The 20,350-nt window shown below is 64.8% G+C and carries 13 protein-coding genes; 7 read left to right on the forward strand and 6 right to left on the reverse strand.

Annotation, left to right across the window (positions count from 1 at the left end):
• From F6S12_RS22755 to F6S12_RS22780, 6 genes are all read left to right on the forward strand, one after another.
• On the forward strand, positions 1 to 513 hold a 513-nt coding region (locus F6S12_RS22755; protein ID WP_315869349.1), incomplete at its 5' end, for an aldo/keto reductase.
• Positions 514 to 715: 202 nt separating this feature from the next.
• Positions 716 to 3,553: an ATP-binding protein gene (locus F6S12_RS22760; RefSeq protein WP_011061478.1), complete on the forward strand. Its 2,838-nt coding sequence runs from the start codon at positions 716 to 718 to the stop codon at positions 3,551 to 3,553.
• Positions 3,540 to 4,730, forward strand: a complete 1,191-nt coding sequence (locus F6S12_RS22765; RefSeq protein WP_041118366.1) for an EAL domain-containing protein — start codon at positions 3,540 to 3,542, stop codon at positions 4,728 to 4,730. Before F6S12_RS22760 ends, F6S12_RS22765 begins: the two co-directional genes overlap by 14 nt.
• 106 nt (positions 4,731 to 4,836) lie before the next feature.
• Positions 4,837 to 8,016, forward strand: a complete 3,180-nt coding sequence (locus tag F6S12_RS22770) for a hybrid sensor histidine kinase/response regulator (RefSeq protein ID WP_315869350.1) — start codon at positions 4,837 to 4,839, stop codon at positions 8,014 to 8,016.
• A gap of 74 nt (positions 8,017 to 8,090) precedes the next feature.
• Positions 8,091 to 8,738, forward strand: a complete 648-nt coding sequence (locus F6S12_RS22775; RefSeq protein WP_041118370.1) for a response regulator — start codon at positions 8,091 to 8,093, stop codon at positions 8,736 to 8,738.
• A 26-nt stretch (positions 8,739 to 8,764) separates the two neighbouring features.
• Positions 8,765 to 9,172 (forward strand): TIGR03067 domain-containing protein, encoded by a 408-nt coding sequence (locus F6S12_RS22780; protein ID WP_053158737.1) that lies wholly within the window; start codon positions 8,765 to 8,767, stop codon positions 9,170 to 9,172.
• A gap of 24 nt (positions 9,173 to 9,196) precedes the next feature.
• Here the strand turns inward: F6S12_RS22780 and F6S12_RS22785 are convergent, their stop codons facing one another.
• The gene (locus F6S12_RS22785; protein WP_161466278.1) at positions 9,197 to 11,473 is read right to left on the reverse strand and encodes an ATP-dependent DNA helicase; all 2,277 of its coding nucleotides are present in this window, start codon (positions 11,471 to 11,473) and stop codon (positions 9,197 to 9,199) included.
• Complete coding sequence (locus F6S12_RS22790) at positions 11,470 to 13,116, reverse strand: VRR-NUC domain-containing protein (protein WP_315869351.1); 1,647 nt, start codon at positions 13,114 to 13,116, stop codon at positions 11,470 to 11,472. The genes F6S12_RS22785 and F6S12_RS22790 overlap by 4 nt, the downstream gene beginning before the upstream one ends.
• A gap of 206 nt (positions 13,117 to 13,322) precedes the next feature.
• Between F6S12_RS22790 and F6S12_RS22795 the strand changes: the two genes are divergently transcribed.
• Entirely contained in the window at positions 13,323 to 13,547 is a 225-nt protein-coding gene (locus F6S12_RS22795) for a YgdI/YgdR family lipoprotein (protein ID WP_011061484.1), read from the forward strand.
• A gap of 16 nt (positions 13,548 to 13,563) precedes the next feature.
• Here F6S12_RS22795 and F6S12_RS22800 read toward each other — a convergent pair whose 3' ends face one another.
• The 4 genes from F6S12_RS22800 to F6S12_RS22815 form a co-directional block, all read right to left on the reverse strand.
• Positions 13,564 to 13,944: a hypothetical protein gene (locus tag F6S12_RS22800; protein ID WP_019095821.1), complete on the reverse strand. Its 381-nt coding sequence runs from the start codon at positions 13,942 to 13,944 to the stop codon at positions 13,564 to 13,566.
• Positions 13,945 to 14,108: 164 nt separating this feature from the next.
• Positions 14,109 to 15,962, reverse strand: a complete 1,854-nt coding sequence (locus F6S12_RS22805) for a polyurethanase (protein WP_194238099.1) — start codon at positions 15,960 to 15,962, stop codon at positions 14,109 to 14,111.
• A 113-nt stretch (positions 15,963 to 16,075) separates the two neighbouring features.
• Positions 16,076 to 19,192 (reverse strand): autotransporter serine protease, encoded by a 3,117-nt coding sequence (locus F6S12_RS22810; RefSeq protein ID WP_161466281.1) that lies wholly within the window; start codon positions 19,190 to 19,192, stop codon positions 16,076 to 16,078.
• A 65-nt stretch (positions 19,193 to 19,257) separates the two neighbouring features.
• On the reverse strand, positions 19,258 to 20,350 hold a 1,093-nt coding region (locus F6S12_RS22815; protein WP_315869352.1), incomplete at its 5' end, for an autotransporter domain-containing protein.

The raw sequence follows: 20,350 nt of genomic DNA on the forward strand, positions 1-20,350 counted from the left end.
ATCGACCTGTACCTGCTGCACTGGCGCGGCCAGTATCCCTTGGCGGAAACCGTCGACGCCCTGGAGCGCCTGCGCGAAGCCGGCAAGATCCGCCGCTGGGGAGTCTCCAACTTCGATGTGGCCGACCTGGACGAACTCGACTCCCCGGCCTGCGCTACCAACCAGGTGCTGTACAACCTGGAGTCCCGGGGTATCGAGTTCGACCTGCTGCCCGCCTGCCAGCAACGGCGGATGCCGCTCATGGCCTATTGCCCGATCGGCCAGGGTGGCGCCTTGCTGGCCGAACCGGCGCTGCTGCAGGTCGCCCAGCGCCATGGGGTCACCGCGGCCCAGGTGGCACTGGCCTGGCTGCTGCGCCAGGACGGCGTGCTGGTGATTCCCAAGGCGGTGCGCCCGGCACACATCCGTCAGAATGCCCAGGCCGGCCAATTGCAATTGCCCGACGAGGACCAGCAGGCCCTGGATCAGGTGTTTGCTCCGCCACGGCGCAAGCAGCGCCTGGAAATGGTCTAGGCACAACACCGACGCAACGAGCATTTTTCAAACCGCGAAGGCTGCACGATAGTCATTGAAAAAATGAACAGGCGAGGAAAGTTGCGAGGTTCGACGGATAAGGAAGTGCCTGAACACTGTAAGTGCCACAAACCTACTTTGTACCCGGCGATTTAAGAATTGTCTGATCCCTGCTTGGCATGCCCCCAATTACAGTTGGCGCATGAGATTAAAAAGCTACCTGCATCAGATCAATCCCCTATTTTCCAGTCCTGAAGCAGCCCGCCGGCTGCTTCGTGTCGTGGCGCTGATTTTTCTGGTCGGCCTGTTCGGCGCGGTCTACAACTTTCTTCGCTCCAGCCTGCACAACGAACTCTCACAACGGCAAAGCTACATGAGCAGCGCCATTGCCGAGGCCCAGGCATTCTTCACCAGCCGCTCGGCCCTGTTGGAAAGCCTGAGCCTGGCGGCGGTCTACGACCCTGGGGAACATATCAGCCCCCCAGGCGCCAGCGGTGCCTCCCAAGAAGAGACATACCTGCAACTGGGTGGACCGCAGGGCAACCAGTGGGGGATCTGGCTGACCCTGCGCATGCGCAACTACCTGCAAAACAAGCAACTGAACCTGCTCTACATTCCCGGCACCCGCGATCTGCAGGTGCAACGCCTGTTCAGCACCCGGCCACAGACCAGCGATCTGCCCGGCGGGTTGCTGGACAAGCTGATCGCTCTGAAGCCCGAGCAGATCCCTGTCGGCGAAGAACTTTGGCTGATGGACAACTCCGCGGCGGGCGCCCATCTGTACATCTTCACTCGCCTTGACGAACGCTTCGCCCACTCCGGCTGGCTTGGACTGGAGATGGACGGCAAGAGCGTCTCCGCCGCCCTCAGCGACCAGAGCGCCGGGGATTTCATGATGTTCAATTCCCAGGGCGGGCTGATTTTCAGCAGTGCACCCAGTGCCCGACTGAGCGCCGACGTACGCCACGTCCAGGGCGGCAGTTTCTTCGGCTTTCTCGGCGGCCGCTGGTGGCCCGACCATCTGGTGATCCGCAAGCAGCTGGGGGCTACCGACTGGCAGCTGGTGTACTCCTTCGACCTGCAGAACCTGCTCAAGAGCCTCTGGCCGCAGTTGCTGGCGGCGCTGCTCATCAGCCTGACCGGCATGGCTCTGATCGGCCTGCTGACCCACTGGGTCGAAGTGCGCCTGATCGCCCCCGCCCTGCACCGGATCCAGGCCCTGGTCGAAAGCGAGGCCTTCAGCCGCGACGTGATCCAGATCGCCCCGGTGGCACTCTGTGTATTGCGCCGCAGCGATGGCCGGGTGGTGCTGGAAAACACCCTGTCCCAGCAATGGCTGGGCAACGGCAGCGAACGCGACCAGCTGTGTTCCGGGTGGATCGAGCAGGCCTTCGACCCGGCCCGCCCCAACAGCTCGGACTACTTTGAAACCGCCGACGGGCGCCATCTGTACCTCAGCTCCGCCCCCACTCGCTACAACGGAGAGGACGTGCTGTTCTGCGCCTTCAGCGATATCAGCGCTCGCAAGCAGATCGAGGCGGCGCTGGAAGAAGCCAAGCGCCTGGCCGATACCGCCAATGAAGCCAAGACCCTGTTCCTGGCCACCATGAGCCACGAGATCCGCACGCCACTGTATGGCGTGCTCGGCACCCTGGAGCTGCTGTCGCGGACCCAGCTGGACAACCAGCAGAAGGATTACCTGCAAGCCATAGAAGGCTCTTCCGGTACGCTGCTGCAGTTAATCTGCGACGTGCTCGACGTGTCCAAGATCGAAGCCGGGCAACTGGCCCTGGAGCTCAGCGAATTCTCCTCCCTGGATCTGGTGCACGAGATCATCCAGGGCTACGCGGCGGCCGCCCAGGCCAAGGGCCTGCAGTTCTATGCCTGTGTCGACCCGCAGTTGCCGGAGATCCTGCTCGGCGATGTCACCCGGATCCGCCAGATCCTCAGCAACCTGCTGAACAACGCGGTCAAGTTCACCGATACCGGGCGCATTGTCCTGCGGGTCCGCACCGAAAGCCGCGATGGCGAGCGCAGCAACATCCTCTGGCAGGTTTCCGACACCGGCCGGGGCATTGCCCAGGACGACCAGACACTGATCTTCGAGCCCTTCTACCAGACCGAAGGCAACACCAACGTGATCGCCGGCACCGGCCTGGGCTTGCCGATCTGCCAGCGCCTGACCCAATTGATGAACGGCAATATCCGCATGGTCAGCGAGCTCGGCCTGGGCAGCAGCTTCACCCTGACTCTGCCGCTGGAGGCCTCGGCCGTGCAGGGCGACACCCCGCTGATCAGCCCATTGCTGCCGGAGATGGTCTATGTGGTGTCCCCGGTGCGTGAACTGGCCGAATCGGTGGCGGGCTGGCTGCGCCGCTGGGGTGCCCGGGCCCAGTTCAGCCTGCCGAGCCCGTCCGACCGGGCCCGGGGCAACGTACTGATCGAACTACACCCTGGCAGCGTGGAGCAGCGCCTGGAACCCGACTGGCAGGGCCCCCTGGTGCTCGCCAGCGGCGATGGCCATAACGAACCGCGGATCGACGGCGGCAGTTGGCAGATCAACACCAACAACCTGCGGGCGATCCATCAGGCCGTCAGCCAGGCCCAGGGGGTCTGGGTGGCCCAGAGCGAGGATCACTCCGATCACCGCGAGCTGAAAAAGCTCAGCCTGCATGTCCTGGTGGCCGAAGATAACGTGATCAACCAGTTGATCCTCAAGGATCAACTGGAAGAACTGGGGTGCAGCGTGGAGCTGGCCTCGAACGGTGAAGAGGCCCTCTGCATCTGGAAGGCCGGTCGTTTCAACGTTGTGCTGACCGATGTGAACATGCCGAAACTCAACGGTTATGAACTGGCCCAGGAGCTTCGGCGTCAAGGCTGTTCGATCCCCATCATCGGGGCAACGGCCAATGCAATGCGCGGAGAAGAAGAGCTCTGTCTTGCAGCCGGGATGAACCACTGCCTGGTGAAGCCCTTTGCATTAAGAGCGTTGTTCAACTATCTGGCGCCCTATGAAAGAGCCCCCCATGAAGTCCTGTAGCATTTTGATCGTCGAAGATCAGCCGTTTCAGTACATGTACCTGCAACACTTGTTCAACGAGCTGGGGCCCTACCAGCTGGAGGTGGCAAGCAGCGGCAAAGAAGCGCTGGAACGCCTCAAGCAGCGGCACTTCGACCTGGTACTGACAGACCTGCTGATGCCCGGCATGGATGGCGTGCAGTTCATCCAGAGCCTGGCCACCCATCGCGTGCGCCCGGCCCTGGCGATCATGAGTGCGTCATCCCGGCGCATGCTGATGGGCGCCAGCCTGGTGGCCCGCAACCTGGGGCTAAAGGTCATCGGGTTGATTTCCAAACCCGTGAACCTGGCTGCACTGCGTGCACTCACCGCTCAGTTGCCAGGGCTCGCCAATGACAGCAGCCCCCCACAGATCGGGGTCGAATGCAGCCCAGAGACCCTGCGTGAAGCCCTGCGCAACGGGCAGATCCAGGCCTGGTTCCAACCCAAGAAAGCCTTGAACAACGGTCGCATCGTCGCCGCCGAAGCCCTGGTGCGCTGGATCCACCCACAACACGGCATGCTCCTGCCTTGCGACTTCCTGCCGGCACTCACCGTGGCCCGCCTCGAAGAAGATCTGCTGTGGCTGATCCTGGAACAGGCCTTGGAAGCCCAGGTGCACTGGCGCGAAGACGGCTATGACATCCCGGTGTCCATCAACCTGCCGACCCACCTGCTCAACAGCGCCGACCTGGCCGACCGCCTGTACGACTTCGTGATCCAGCACAACGGTGTGCCGGCCAGGATCTGCTTCGAACTCATGGAATGTTCGACCCCGGAGCACATCAGCAACTTCTACGCCGGAGCCTGCCGCCTGCGCATCAAGGGCTTCGGCCTGTCCCAGGACGACTTCGGCAAGGGCTACAGCTCCTACATGAACCTGGTGTCGACACCCTTCACCGAATTGAAGATCGACCGGGGGCTGGTCCAGGGCTGCCACAACAATGAAGAAATAGCCCAGGCCCTGACCTGCATCATCGCCCTGGGCCGGCAACTGGGCCTGACGGTCGTCGCCGAAGGCGTGGAAAGCGCCCACGAACTGGCTCTGTTGCGCAAGATCGACTGCACCCAGGTGCAGGGCTTCCTGATTTCCCATGCGGTCTCCTCGCAACAGTTTCAGCAACTGCTGGCCCAAGACGGGCCGGCCACGGTGTATTAACCGATGAACCCATTGCCTGCCCGCGCAACAGTCACTCATCGCTGACGGTCCTGCCCCAGAGATAGGAATCTCGGCAGGGCCCTTATATGTGTTTGGGAAATCAGTGATGAAAGAAAGCAGCACCTTGCTGCAGAACCTGGCTCGCAGCTTGCCCCGATTGAACATGGGCATACTGCTGGGCCTGGCGCTGCTGCTGTTCGCCACCCTGTACTGGACCCTCGAGCGTCTGTTCGATGAACAGAACAGCAACGTGCGCTTACATTTCGCCCAACTGATGGAGAACATCCAGGAGCAGGAGCTGTTTCTCAAACGCCTGGCCGCGCGCCATTCGATCGACGCCCTGAGCCTCGACGCCCCTCATCACCTGAACCTGCAAGCCTTCCCGCCCACCGCAGGCCAGCAATCCCCCTTCGCAACGCCCTTCAGCCTGAGCTTGTACCCCCAACAGCCGGCGGCCGGCGAGCTGCCCAGGGTGTTCGCCCTGGAGCTACAACTGTCGAGCTTCTACAGCGCCTTCTGGTCAGGCTCGCAGCATGTCGCTCCGCGAACCTTTGTGTTCAACACCTTCGGCCATTTCGACATCAGCCACCCCGGGGAAAACACCGCGCCCGACACCAAGGTGGCAGACCAGGTGCTGCACCAGCAGCTCGTGAAGAGCGACGGCTTTGCCGACCACCAGATCCATTGGCAACAGTACAGGCCGCCCGCGTCGGAAGCTCTACCGACCAGGTTCCTCGCGTACACCAACCTGCATGAGCCGGCTCCACTGCTGGATGTCCAGGGAGGCAACGACTGGAGCGTGGTCGCGTCACTGCTGAGCCTGGATGACCTCGATTACCTCGAGCACACCAGACACTGGTCGATCTACGACGACTTCACCCTCATCGAGCCTTCCGGCACCGCCCTCACCGGCGACCCGGCGCCTGCCGACGTGCTGGGTGAAGGCCTCAACTTCGGCCTACAGGGGATGATCGTCAAGGTGACCAGCCAGACTCCGCAGTTGTGGACCGGGCTCTATGCCATCAGCTACAGGAACTACCTCGACTACGCGCTGTGGGCCATGCTGAGCCTGCTGGCCCTCGGGGTAGGCAGCATCGCCTGCGGCTGGGCCGCCAGCCGCTGGTACCGCAACAAGGTGGTGGTCCCGGCACAACGGGCGCAGCAATGCCTCAATGAAAGCGAAGACTTCAACCGTGTGGTCATCGACACCGTTCCCTCGGGGCTATGCGTGGTGAGCCGCGACAACCTCCAGGTTATCCTGCAGAACCGTCAGGCCGAGCAATGGCAAGGCACGGCGCAACTGCTGTCTCGGCTGGCCCAGGACCGCAGCCTGATCGACGGCGGCGAAACCAGCCTCGACATCGACGGGCGCTATCTGCAGGTAGAGTTCGTCTCGACCCGCTACCAACGCCAGGATGTGCTGGTGTGTGCCTTCAACGATGTCACCCGGCATGTGGAAGATGCCAAGGCGCTGGACCGGGCCAGGCGCTCGGCGGACGCCGCCAATACCGCCAAGACCCTGTTCCTGGCCACCATGAGCCATGAAATCCGCACCCCGTTGTACGGCGTGCTCGGCACCCTGGAACTGCTAGGCCTGACCCACCTGGACAGCCGCCAGAGCGACTACCTGCAGACCATCCAGCGCTCCTCCAGCACCCTGTTCCAGTTGATCAGCGACGTGCTCGACGTCTCCAGGATCGAGGCCGGACAAATGAGCATCGATCCGCTGGATTTCTGCCCGCTGGACATGCTGGAGGATGTCTTGCACGCCCACGCTGGCTCTGCCCAGCGGCGCGGCCTGTTGCTCTATGCCTGCATCGACCCCAACCTGCCGGACCTGTTGCTGGGGGACGCCGCGCGAATCAGCCAGATTCTCAACAACCTGCTGAGCAATGCGATCAAGTTCACCGACAGCGGCCGGGTGGTGTTGCGGGTCCGGGTGCTGGAGTTGCGCGACCAGCAAGCCCGTATCGAATGGCAGGTCACCGATACCGGGATCGGCATTTCAGCCCAGCAGCAACCCCAGCTGTTCGTCCCCTTCTTCCAGGTACGCGACGCCTCCAACGAAGCCGGGGCCGGCCTCGGGCTGGCGATCTGCGAGCGCCTGTGCCAGATGATGGGTGGGCAGATGCAGGTGACCAGCGAGCCGGGGCTGGGCAGTAGTTTCTCTTTGCGCCTGACGCTGCGCTGCCTGCCAGGAGGGCTGCCGCCATTGCTGCCATGGCCCGAAGGTGCGCCAGTGTATGTCAGGGCTCCAGTGCCGGAGTTGCTGAAAAACACCTGTGACTGGCTCGGCCGCCTGGGAGTGCCGGCCTATCCGGCCCCCCTCGGCTGGAACGACGAGCCGCAGACTGGCGTGCTCATCGACATGCTGCCCCGGGATGGCCTGGCCTCCTGGCCTGGCCCATGCGTCAGTGCCGTCTCCGGGGGCCGTAGTGGTCGCCTGCCGCAGGCCACCTCCTGGCAAGTCGACGCCCATGATATTCGCGCCATCGCCCAGGCCGCGGTGCTGGCCCACCAGGGCCTGCCCCTGTGTCAGACACAGCAGAGAGCCGGCCGCATGGGCCAACTGAACCTGCGCATCCTGGTGGCCAAACATAGCCCGATCAACCAGGCAATCATCAAGGAACAACTGCAGGCCCTGGGCTGCCAGGTGACCCTGTCGGCCAATGGCAGGCAGGCCCTGGAACACTGGCAGCCACAGCGCTTCGACATCGTGATCACCGACGTCAATATGCCACTCATGAACGGCTACGAGTTGGCGCGGGAGCTGCGTCGCCGTGACCCGCAACTGCCGATCATCGGCGTCACCGCCAACGCATTGCGCGAGGAAGGCATCCGCTGCCTCACCGCCGGCATGAACACCTGGATAGTCAAACCCATGAACCTGCAGACCCTACGGGGGCATCTGTCGAAGTTGTGCCCGACCGGCACCGCGACCGCACCGCCCAGCATTCCGCCGGCCGCACCGTCCCGGCCTCCCCCCGACACAGCGCAAGGCGACCGGATTCAAGTCACCGAGAAAATGCGCCCGCTGTTTCTCAGTACCATGCACGAGGATCTGCGGCGGCTGGCCGAGGCGCTGGACAGCGGCGCCGGCAAGATCGCCGCCGCGCGACTGCACAGCATCGCCGGCGCCATGGGGGCGGTGCAGGCAGCCCCACTGGCCAAGGCGTGCGCCGAACTGGAGTGCCGATTGCTGGAAGGTGCTCTGACTGCGGATTTGCAAGCCCAGGCCAGGCAACTGATGCAACGCTTGTCCAGACTCCTGTTGCCCCTTGAATAATGACCTGCTGGGTTTAATGTACCGACGGTCCCTAGCTCCTTTACTAATTTGCGTATTGCAAGGGTGTGTTTGCCATGGAAAAACTGAAAGTAGTCATCGCTGACGATCACCCTATCGTGTTGCTCGGTGTGCGTGAGCTGATGGAGCGTGATGATCGCTTCGAGATCGTCGGCGAAACCCTGTCTTCCCAAGGCCTGATCCAGAAGCTGGAAAGCTGCCAGGTGGATGTGGTCATCACCGACTACAACATGCCCGGGGACTCGCCCTACGGTGACGGCCTGAAGCTGGTGGAATACCTCAAGCGCAACTTCCCGCACGTGCAGGTCCTGATCCTGACCATGATTTCCAATCAGTTGATCCTCACCCGCCTGCGGGAGTTGGGTGTGGTCGGGGTGATCCAGAAGAGCCAGTTGCACGAAGAAATCCAGATCGCCCTCAAGGCCATTGCCCAGAAAGCCGTGTATCGCAGCCTGGAGCCGGTCCCCAATTCGGTGCTGGAATCCAATGTCGCCATCGACGAGCGCATCTCCACCCTGTCGCCCAAGGAGTTCGAGATTCTGCGCCTGTTCGTTTCCGGCAAAAGTGTCAGCGAGATCGCCCGCAGCCAGAACCGCAGCGCCAAGACCATCAGCGCGCAGAAGATCTCCGCCATGCGTAAACTGGAGGTGCAGAGCGACCAGGATCTCCTGACCTACTGCATTGGCCGCAATATATTCAACTGATTCCCAGCCCAAGGAACTGCCTGAAAATGGATTTAACTTCACCCGAAGCCGCCGACCTGCTGGAGCTGCAACGCTTGCAAGGGGCCTGGGAACAGATCGCGATGGAAGACAGCGGCGTGCTCAACCCACCGGACGAACACAGCGCCCCCGGCGCCCTGACCTTTATCGAAGGGCAGGATTTTCGCGTGGTGACCCCGGCCGGTGAACTGCTGCTGGCCGGCACCTTTACCCTCGACAGCAGCACCCATCCCAAGTCGATCACCTGGACCGACTCCATGGGCGCGGACGCCGGCCAGGCGCTGCCGGCCAGCTACCAGCTGAGCGCCGATGAGTTCGTATTCATCGCCGCCGATGCCGGCCAACCCCGGCCAAGCCATTTCCACACGGGCCCGGGCCAGACCCTGCGCCGCTTTGTCCGCGCTCGCCAGGCCTGAACCGGCGCAACCCTCCTGCCTGGCCTAGCCGCCAGCCGGCGGCGCGTCCAGGGCCCACCAGCTCGGCAGCAGCTGGCGGACCCTGGGTTCGGCAAAGCGATCATCGATCAGCACCAGCACCCCACGGTCGGACTGGCCACGGATCACCCGTCCTGCCGCCTGCACCACTTTCTGCAGGCCCGGGTACAGGTAGGTGTAGTCATAGCCGGAGCCGAACAGCGCCGCCATGCGCTGCTTCATCTGCTCGTTCAGCGGGTTGAGTTGGGGCAAGCCGAGGGTGACGACAAAGGCCCCGATGAGTTTCGACCCCGGCAGGTCGATGCCCTCGCCGAAAGCGCCGCCGAGTACGGCGAAACCGATACCCTGCCCCTCTGGGCGAAACTGCTGGAGAAAGTCCTGGCGCGAAGCCTCGTCCATGCCTCGGGACTGGCACCAGAGCGCAATGTCCGGGTGCTCGCGCGCCAGTAACCCGGCCACCTGTTGCAGGTAGTCGAAGCTGCTGAAGAACGCCAGGTAGTTGCCCGGGCGCGCCGCGAACTGCCGGGCCATCAGCTCGACAATCGGCGCCAGGGAGGCCTGCCGGTGGGCATAGCGGGTAGAAATGCGGCTGACAATCTGCACCTCCAACTGCCCGGCGTCGAACGGCGATTCCACATCCAGCCACACGGTGTTGTCCGGCAGCCCCAGCAGGTCAGCGTAGTAACCTCGGGGATTGAGGGTGGCGGAGAACAGCACCGTGCTGCGAGCCGCCGCCAACCGTGGCCCCAGCAGCGCCGCCGGCACCACATTGCGCAGGCTCAGGCGCGACAGACTGCGCTTGGCGCCCAGGGCGCGCTTGCTGATGTCGAAGATGAACTGCTGCTCATCGAACAGCTCCGCCACCCGGGCAAACTGCAGCAGTTCGAAATACAGGCCCTGCAAACCGCTGTCCAGGCCCCGGGGCTGTTCGTTGAAATAGTCCCCCAGGGCCGCTACGCACAGGGCCAGGGCCTTGAGCAGCGCGGCAGGTAGCTGGGCATAGGCCTGATACTCGGCCACCTGCTCCTTGTGCAAGGCATTCCACTCGCGATTGAGCCGCTGCAACGGGCTCTTCAAGGCCTGGGGCGCGCTGCTGCGCACGCTCGCCAATTGCTGCTGGTCCAGGCTCGCGCTGTACATGCCACGCCCGCGCTCCACCAGGTTGTGGGCCTCGTCCACCAGCACCGCCACCTGCCACTGGTTGGCCTGGGCCAGGCCGAAGAGCAAGGCGCTGAAGTCGAAGTAGTAGTTGTAGTCGGCCACCACCAGGTCACTCCAGCGAGCCATTTCCTGGCTCAGGTAGTAGGGGCAGACCTGATGCTCCAGGGCCACCTCGCGCAGCGCCTGACGATCCAGCAATGGCACCTGGCTGGCGGCCTGGCGTGCCGCCGGCAGGCGGTCGTAAAAGCCCTTGGCCAGCGGGCAGGACTCACCGTGACAGGCCTTGTCCAGGTGTTCGCAGGCCTTGTCCCGGGCCACCAGCTCCAGCACCCGCAACGCCAGCCCCGGCACCCCGGAGAACAGCACCCGGGCGGCATCCAGGGCCAGTTGCCGGCCCGGGGTCTTGGCGGTGAGAAACAGCAGTGTGTCCAGCTGCTGCGCAGCCATGGCCTTGAGCATGGGAAAGATCGTGCCCAGGGTCTTGCCGATGCCGGTGGGGGCCTGGGCCAGCAGGCAGCGCCCGGTGCTCACCGCCTTGTACACCGACTCGGCGAGCGGGCGCTGGCCGCGACGAAACTCGGCGTGGGGAAAGCGCAGGTCCCGGGTGGCCTGGTCACGGGTCGCGCGATGGTGCATTTGCTGTTGCGCCCAGTGCAGGAACAGCGCGCACTGGCGATTGAAGAGCTCTTCCAGCGCCTCGGCGCTGTGCTCTTGCACCAGCGCGGTTTCGCCTTCGCTGAGCACATCGAAATACACCAGCGAGACACGGATGCTCGGCAGTTGCAGGCTCTGGCACAGCAGCCAGCCATAGACCTTGGCCTGGGCCCAGTGCAATTGCCGATGGTTGTCGGGCATGCGCTCAAGGTCGCCACGGTAGGTCTTGATCTCCTCCAGCAGGTTCTGCGCCGGGTCGTAGCCGTCCGCCCTGCCCTTGACCAGCAGCTCGGCGTATCGCCCCTCCAGGGCCACTTCACTCTGGTAGCCGGGGTTGCGTCGCGAAGCCACGGTACGGTGCCCGGCAATGCCCTCCAGCGCCGTGGGCGATGGGGTGAAGCGCAGGTCCAGATCGCCGGCCTTGGCGCTGAATTCGCACAGGGCGCGCACCGCGATGCGATAACTCACGCGCTGGGGTCCTGCCACTGCACGTAGCACACCGCCACCGGCATCCGGTGTTCCTGGCAGAAATCCAGCCAGCGCAGCTGGTTGTCCTGCAAGCGATCCCCCGGGCCCTTGACCTCGATCATCCGGTAGCGCTTCTGCTCGGGCCAGAACTGGATCAGATCCGGCATGCCGGCGCGGTTGGCCTTGATGTCCAGCAGCAGGCGCTGGAACCAGTGCTTCAGGTGCTCGGCGGGCAGGCAGTCGAGGGCCTGGTCGAGCAACTCTTCGCTCAGCGCGCCCCAGAACACGAAGGGCGACTGCAACCCCCACTTGGCCACGAAGCGCTGGCGGATGCTCTGCCGGTAACGGCCATCGTCGAGTTCTGCCAGGCAGGCCTGGAACAGTTCGCTGCGCCGCTGATGGAAATCTTCGCTGAACAGGTCCACCGGCCCGCGCTGGAACGGGTGGAAAAACGCACCGGGCAAGGGGGCAAAGATCGCCGGCCAGCACAGCAGGCCGAACAGCGAATTGATCAGGCTGTTCTCCACGTAGTGCACCGGCGCCTGGGGCTGGTGCAGATGGGCCTGGACATGCAGTTCCACCGCCAGGCCGTCGGCGTTACGCGCCAGGCACAGGTCCAGGCGCTGCACCTCGCGGTTGGCCGCCCGGGGCGCCGGCGGCCCGCCCAGCTTGCGCCGCAGCCGGGGCATGATCCGCAGCAGATGCTGGGCCTCGGCGGCGCTCTCGGGCGCGGCAGCGGCCTGCTCGGCCAGCGCCAGGGCGGCCTGGTATTCGGCGCTGCGCTCCAGCACCCGGATCAATCGCGATCGCGCGCCCGGGTAGGCGCACTCCTGGTAGATCTGCCGGGCCAGCGCCCACTGCGCCAGGCGCTCGCACTGCTGGCCGAGCTGAAACAGCAGCTTGGCCCGGCGTTTTTCCAGCCAGGGGTTGAGGGTCTGGAAGCGGGCAATGTGCGCCAGCACCTCGGGCAATTCGGCGCCGGCCTCGAACGCTTCCTGGCACTCATGCAGATAGAGGAAGCCGTCCACGTCTTCGCGGCTGCGCAGGCCACGGGCATCGGCACTGATCTCGACCTTCTCGTAGCTGTAGATGCCCAGGTCCGCGAGGACGAATTCCGACCAGTCCTGATACAGGTTGCCAAAGAACATCAAGCGCAGGCGATCGCACAGCGGCATCAGCGTCAGGCTCAGGAGCCGCTCTGGCAGCGCCGGGCACCACTGGGCGAATGCCTGGGGCGCCAGGCCCTGCTGGGTTAGCTCTTCCAGCCACTGGTCTTTCCTGGCCTTGGCCGCAAGCCCGTTGAAGCACTGCAGGATCTCGGCCTTTTGCAGCAGGCCGAACAGCTCTTCCAGGCAGAGCGGCGCCTGCTCATCGACCCAGCCCAGCGCCAGCAACGGCTCCAGGGCCGCGGCGCTGTCGCCGATCTCCGGGTAGCTGAGCTTGCTCAGGCGAAAGTGCCGGCCCTTGCGCATCACCATGCGCACCAGCAAGGCCTGGGAAGGCTCGGCCAGTTGCGCGAAATCAAGGATGAAGCGCTGTTCATCGGCGCTCAGCACATCGGCATAGCGCAGCTGCAGCCAGTTCAATACCTGGCGGAAGTTGTGCAGGTAATAGAGGGGGTTTTCGAGGGGATTGGAAGTCACTGAACGCAAGCGCCACGGCTGATCGGATACTGGTTATGCATACAGATAACAGCCGGCGACCGGGTCTGGCAAACACTATTGGATAAATGGCACAGCGAAGTTTTTTACAATTCCCTGGCGAACTTTCGTCGTCTTCACTACACCAAGGGCCCATGGCTATAGTGTCCGGCGCCAATGCGCGTACGCATCATTGATGAGAGGTCTGTATGAAAGTGAAGAACCTGGGATTGTTTCTGGCCGCTTGCGGCGCCATGGCCTTGGCCGGTTGCGCCTCGCCCACTGTGGTGACCCTGCAGAATGGCACCCAATACCTGACCCGGGACCAGCCCAAGACCAAGACCGCCGACGGCTTCTATGAATTCCAGGACATTTCCGGCAAGACCATCCGGGTCAAGGCGGACGATGTGGCCACCGTCCGCCAGGAAAAATGATCCGCTGCGGTTGAAGTCAGTGCGACCAGGGAAAGGGCCCCTGCCCTGGCTCGCAGAAAATCCCCAGGGGCTTGCCGCGCCTGGACAATTCGTTACGCACCTGCTGGCAACGCTCGCGCTCCCGGGCCTCGGCGTTGTCGATGCTGATGTTGCCGGTGGTATCCGGCCTCTTGTCGTCCCCCAGACGTACCTGGGCCCAGGGTTGTTCGGGTTGCACATGGAAGCGGCTCGGGGCCGGCTCCTCCTTCACTTCAGGCGCCGGCTGGCCGGCCGGCAACTGGTCCGGGGTCACCCCATAGCGCTTCAAAATCGAGCTGTGAGGCAATTCCTCGGCGGATGCCATGGCCACCCACAGGGCCAGCACCACACCGCTCGCATACCTCTTGCTATTACTCACCGTCAAAACTCTCCTGTCATTGCCGTAGCGTGAATGCCTGCCTGTACTAACGAGCTGACACGTTTCAGCTTTACCGCTATTGGAGTCGCAAATCGACTGGCAGGTCACTTCCCCCCGGCAATGAACGGTGCGAGGCCCATTGCAGGCCTCGCGCCGCGCCGGCATCAGGCGAGAACGATGCCGGAACCGTTGAGGTGCTCCAGGCTGACCCCCACCAGGGTCACCGAGTCCTGGCCGAAGGTCAGCACCGTGTCGTTACCACTGCTGCTGGCATGAGCCCGATAGTCCTGGTCCGGCAGCACGCCGCTCACCCCCATGAACACCAGCTTGTCGCCACCCTGGTAGCCGAGGATGCGGTCCTGGCCAAAATGCCCGGTGAACAGAAAGGTATTGTTGCCGCCTCCGGCTTCCATCAGATCGTTGCCGGCACCGCCAACGAACACGTCGTTGCCCTGGCCGCCGATCAGGTGGTCGTTGCCGTCCAGGCCGAACAGCCAGTCGCCGCCGGCATGGGCCTTGAGCACGTTGTCGCCCGCATCGCCCCTGACCGACGAGGCGTACTGGGTAAGCTGCCCGCCGGCCTTGAGGCCCTGGTCGGTGACCTGGTGGATCACATCGTCCTTGAACAGGCCCCAGAGAAAGCCCGGCTCCTTGCTCTGGATCGCGCCAATGTCGCGGGTCATGCTGATACCGCCATTGGCGTCACGCAGGTACAGGGTCCCGGCGCCGTCGCTGGCAAAGCTGTAGTTCTTGACCGACTGCTGCAGGTCCAGGGTGTTGCTGCCCTGGCCGCCGAGGATGATGTTGTAGCCGCCGCTGTCGCGGAACGTATCGTTGCCGGCCCGGCCTTCCAGGTAGTCGTTGCCGCTGCCGCCCTGGATCAGGTCGTTGCCGTCGCTGCCGATGATGAAGGTGCTGCCCTTGTGGGTCTCGGCATTGCGGTTGAGGTCCTGGACCCAGGTACTGGCCCGGGCCGGGTCCGACAGGTTGGCTACCACGATGGTGGAGTCCTTGCTGGTGAAGTCGTAGAACTTCGACTCCAGCACCCGGGTCAGGCCGTCGCCGTAGCCGGTGGGCAGGTGGGAGAGCCAGGTGGGAATGTTGAGGATCGAGAACGGCAGCACATTCCACAGGGTCGAGGCGTAATGGTCGTTGAAGTTGACGATGTTGTTGGTCGCCGAGTCCTGGTGGGCGTCATGCACCCCGAGGGACGACAGGTTGAAGGTTGAGCCGTCCAGGGCGCGGAACACCGGGTCGTTCTCGTAGCCGATGTTCAGCACCTTGTCGCTGGCGCTCTGGGTCGGCGAGGCGTAGGCGATGTAGTTGGAGTCCTTGTAGAACCCCGACCAGCGTTCGCTGCTCAGGTCCGCCAGGCTGTTGACCCCCAGCCCGCCCAGGCTGTGGCCGCTGACCAGGACATCCTTGCCCGACAGGCCATTGGCCTGGGCGAAAGCCGCCACATCTCCCAGCAGGTTGCCGAACGCCTCGCCGGCATAGTTCTTCGCATAGTCCTTGGGCCCCAGGGCCGCCAGCAGGTCGTTGATCACATCACCGATGGTGTCACTGATCACCGATTCCCGTGGCCCGCTGGTGCCGCGAAAGGCAATGCCGATGGATTCCAGGTGGCCCTGGGCATCGTACTTGCCGAGGATTTCCACCTGGGCCGTGCCGTAGCCGGCCTTCTCGCCAAAGAAGGTTCCCCGGCCATCGACCTTGCCGTCGTAGCCCAGTTGCTGGGCGCTGATGGTGGACCAGCCGGCCTGGTGCAGGGCATCCAGCGCGGCCTTCTCAGAGTCGGGGTTCCAGGGAATGCCGGGGATTACCCCCTGGGAATTGCCGCTGCCGATCAGCGCCGTGACCAGGGTCGCCGGCAGGCCCAGGCCGAAGCCGTTGTGCTGGTAGCCCTCGGCAAAGCCGTTGTCGATGTTGTGGTAGGAGTACAGGGTGATCGCCAGCGCATCGGAAAACAGCGCCTTGGAGTCACTTGCAGTGAAGTTCTTGTAGTCAAACACACCCATGGTATTGCCTCTTCTGTTGTTGGAATTGTCAGAGCAAACGCATGCCGCCCAAGCCCCATGGCGGGACTCGGGCAACTCGGTGAAGGGCCGGGGGACTGCTGGCTACCCGGCCTTCAGAACTGCCAGTCCAGGGTCAAGCCGACCCCATGACTCTTGTCCCGGGCCCCCAGCAACCCGTTGTAATCCAGGTTGACCCGAGTCCCTCGGCCCACGGCCATGCCGGCCCGGGCGCCAATGACCGCGGCGTCGCGATCCAGGGACAGGCTCTGCACCTTGAAGCCCTGCCCGCCCTCGACGAACCCCAGGTTCATCGTGGCGTCGGTGGGGCTCAGGTGGTGCTGCCAACCCAGGGTAGCCGACAGCTCCAGGCTTCGGGTCGAGCTCAGTTGCAGGCGTTGGCCAGCGCGCAGGCCCAGGGTCGTGAGCCAGGCCTCGCGGTGGTCAGCCGCGCCCCTCAAGGCCGCGTCGCCGCCCTTCTCCTTGAAGCTGTCGCTGGCCACATTGACATAAGCCAGGTTAGCGAAGGGTTCAAGCGCCAGGGGTTGCAGGTCCAGGCTCCAGGCGGCCTCGGTGAACAGCTGGGCGCTCTGGGCGTCACGCTTGGTCTTGAGCCGCTCGGATTCCCCGGCAAACTGCAACTCGCGCTTGACGTCGATGCGGTGCCAGCTGTATGAACCGCCCACACTCAGGCGCACGGCATCCAGTTGCTGGCCGACATAGGCCCCCAGGTGGTAGCTGTCGACCTTGGCCGAGGAATGGGTACCGTCGCCCATGTTCAGGGAACTGTCGCTGTAGCCACCGAACAGCCCCAGGCGCCGGCCCTCGTCCACTTCACCATCCACCCCGGCCAGCAAGCCGCCGATGGAGGTGTTGTAGCCGGCCTGGGAATGCCCGCCATCGGCCTTGCCCCAGGCGCCCAGGACCTTGAACCAGGCGCCTTCATCAAGGCTCTGGGTGCCGTTGCCGACAGCCCCGGCGTCCTGGCGCAGGCGCTCGCCCATGGTGTCGCGCAGGTGACGGCCCTGGTTGATCAGGACACTGGCCACCGCCGGGTGGATCTCCCCGGACAATTGCTGGAAGGCCTGCTGGGCACTGGCGGCAGTCGGCGCCAGCAGCAGGCTTTCGAACAGCGGGCTACCGGCCCCCAGTTGCTCGGCGGCAGCCGCCACCGACACCTGGTTGTCGGTCAGGCCGACACTGGCGAACGAGCGTGCACTGCGCTGTACCGCCAACTGCACACCAGTGGCCGAGTAGTCCAGGCTGCCGGCAAGGAACAGGTAGCTGGGCAGCACCGTGCCGAAGCTGCCCTGGACCCCGCCCGCCGCATCGAGGATGTCGAACTGGCGCCCCAGCACGCTGCCGCTGCCAGTGCTCGAAGGCTCCAGGACCATGGCCAGGTTGGCCCCGGCAATGGTCACCTGGCCGCTGCTGACGATCCGGTCGCTGCCGGTCGGCGACACCTCCACGGCGTAGGTCGAGCCCGGCTGGAAGGTCACGTCGCCGGCCACGTTCAGGGTGCCGATGGAGTTGCCCGGGGCCACCGTGGCCCCGGCGTTGGCCGTCAGCCCGCCGATCCGGCCATTGCCGCCGAGGGTTGCGCCCTGGTTCACCGTCACCGTCGACGTCAGGCTGCCGTTGACCGCCAGGCGGCCCTGGTTGACCAGGGTCGGGCCGGCGTAGCTGTTGTTGCCGCTGAGCACCAGGGTGCCGATGCCCTCCTTGGTCAGGCCGCCATGGCCGCTGATGTCGTTGCTCCAGATGTCGAAGCCGCAGTTGAACTGGGTACAGCGCCGCTGGGTGGGCTTGCCGGCGTCCAGCAGCGCTCCCACCCCCGGCAGGTTGGCTACCCACTGGGACGAGCCATAGGCGCCATCGATCCGCAGTTCCTGGGGGATGTCCTGTTCGGTGACCAGCATGCCCGGGCCGCGAATGCCCTTTTGCAGGTCGATCATGCCCCAGCCATACAGCTCGTCGATGCCCGGTGCGCCCATGTCCCGGGCGGTGGTGCGCAGCACCCCGGCGATCTGCGCCGCATCCATGTAGGGAAAGCGCTCCATCAGTACCGCTGCCGCACCGGCGGCATGGGGCGCGGCCATCGAGGTGCCGTTCTTGTTGGCGTAGCCAACCGTCATGTCTTCCAGGCTGGTGCCACCGATCACGGCGCTGTAGATCCGTGTACCCGGGGCCGAGACACAGAAGCTCGCGGTGTAGCCGCAGCGTGAGGAAAAGGTACTGATGGTGTAAGGCTCTGCGCTGCTGGTGTCCGGGTTCTGCTGCAAGGCCGCCACTGTCAGCCACTGCGGGGCGATCTCCGGGACGAAATAGCCCAGCCCGGCGATGGCGTCCGGGTTGTTCAGGTTGTAGTCGTTGCCGGCGGCGAAGATGGTCAGCACGCCACTGCGGGCTGCATTGATGGCACCGTCATAGGCACCGCCTTGCAAGGTGCCGAGCAAGGGCCGGATCTGGCTGAACTGGGCCTGGGCGTCACTCAGGCCGAAGTGCGGGAACGCCGGATCGCGCCCGCCCTTGGCGAATGCGTCGGTGATGCCGATGCCCCAGCTGTTGTTGATGATCCGCGCGCCACTGGCTACCAGGCCGTCCCAGCCGGCCTTGTACACCGCCCCATCGTTGCCCAGGATGATGCCGTCCTCGGGGCCGGGGTCGCCGTTCTCGGCACTGATGATCTGGGCGTCGAAGGCCACCCCATGCATGGCGCCGCCATCGCGGCTGCCGGCGGCGATACCGCCCACGTGAGTGCCGTGGGAACCGAGCTTGCCGTCCGAGCCCACCGAGGGCGTGCCGTCATAACGGAAGGCGTCTCCAGCCTTTACCGGAATGTAGGGATCGGTGTACTGGCGGATGCCGCTGGTCACCAGGGTGATGACCTTGTCGCTGCCGGCGAACTCGGGGTGCTGGGCATACACCGGCTGGTCGAAGATCCCCAGCTTGATGCCCTGGCCGGTGTAGCCGGCGGCATAGGCACTGTCGGCATGTATCGCCCCCAGGCCCCAGTCGGCCTTGAATTCGGCGCTGCGCCAACTGGCGGCGTCGCCGAGCTTGCCGGTTTCCACATAGGGCGCCGCCTGGGCACCAGTGGCCAGGGCCAGGCAACCGGCCAGGGCGCTGGCCAGCGGGTTGTACGCCCAGGGTAGCTGCCGGCAGCGAGGCCATCCGGAGCGGGTATTGCGAAGATGCGGTTGTCCAGGTTGAAACTGCTTCACTACGACCATCCTTAGTTGTATGGGCAATCGACCGGCGCGACGACGCTCTGCGCCGGGGTATGGCGACCGGCGCTTCAGAAGCGCCAGTCGAGGTTCAGCCCCACGTTGTGGAACTGTTCGGCATTGCCCAGCTGGCCCTGGTAATCCAGGCTCAGGTCCAGCTGGGCGGTGACTCCAAGGCGCGCCTGAAGCCCCAGCAGCGCCGCATCCCGGGACGCGCTTGCGCTGTCCACGGCAAAGCTCGGGCCGCCGCTGGCGAATGCCAGGTGCTGGCTGGAAGTGTCATGCCCCAGGCGGTGCTGCCAGGCCAGGCTGCTGGACAGCTCCAGGGGCTGGCCGCGGCTCAGGCTGAGACGCTTCAGGCCCCGGGCCCCCAGGCTGCCCAGCAGGGCCTCGGCGCTGTCGTCCCCGGCGCGCAGGGCCGCGGCGTCGCCCTTCTCGTGGAAGGCGTCACGCTGCAGGTGCAGGTAGGCCAGGTTGGCGAAGGGCTCCAACGTCAGGGCCGGTAGCTGCAGCCGATACGCTGCCTCGCTGAACAGCTGGCTGCTGCGGCCGTCGATCCGGGCCTTCTGCTTGGCGCTGGCTTCGGCGTATTGCAGGTCGCGGCGCACCTGGGCGCTATGCCAGCTGTGGCTGGCCCCCAGGCTCAGGCGCAGGTCGCCCAGGTCGCGCCCGGCATAGGCGCCCAGGTGGTAGCTGTCGATCTGCGCGCTGGAGTGGCTGGCGCCGCCCATGCGCAGCGAGGTGTCGCTGTAGCCGGCGGCCAGGCCGACCCGCGTGTCCGCGTCCAGGTCGCGGTCCAGCCCCAGCAGCACCCCACTGCCCTTGCCCTGGTAGGAACTGTGGCCCGAGTCGCCGTCAGTGCGCGCCTGCCCACCCAGGCCCTTGATCCAGAAACTCGCCTCGCCCTCCCCGGCATTTGGCCCCGGGCGCTGCAAGCGCTGGCCAAAGGCCTCGCGCAGGTCGCGGCCCTGATTGAGCAGGGTCTGCTCCAGGGCCGGGTAGATCTCCCCGGACAACTGTTGCAACGCCCCTTGAGCCGAAGCCGGCGAGGCCGACAGCAGCAGGCTTTCGTAGACCGGGTCGGCCGTGCCCAACTGCTCCACCGCCGAGGCCACCGCGCGCTGGTTGGGGCTGGCGGCCACGCTGGCAAAGGTCGCGGCGCTG

Source organism: Pseudomonas sp. JV245A (assembly GCF_032424515.1).
Taxonomy (GTDB): domain Bacteria; phylum Pseudomonadota; class Gammaproteobacteria; order Pseudomonadales; family Pseudomonadaceae; genus Aquipseudomonas; species Aquipseudomonas protegens.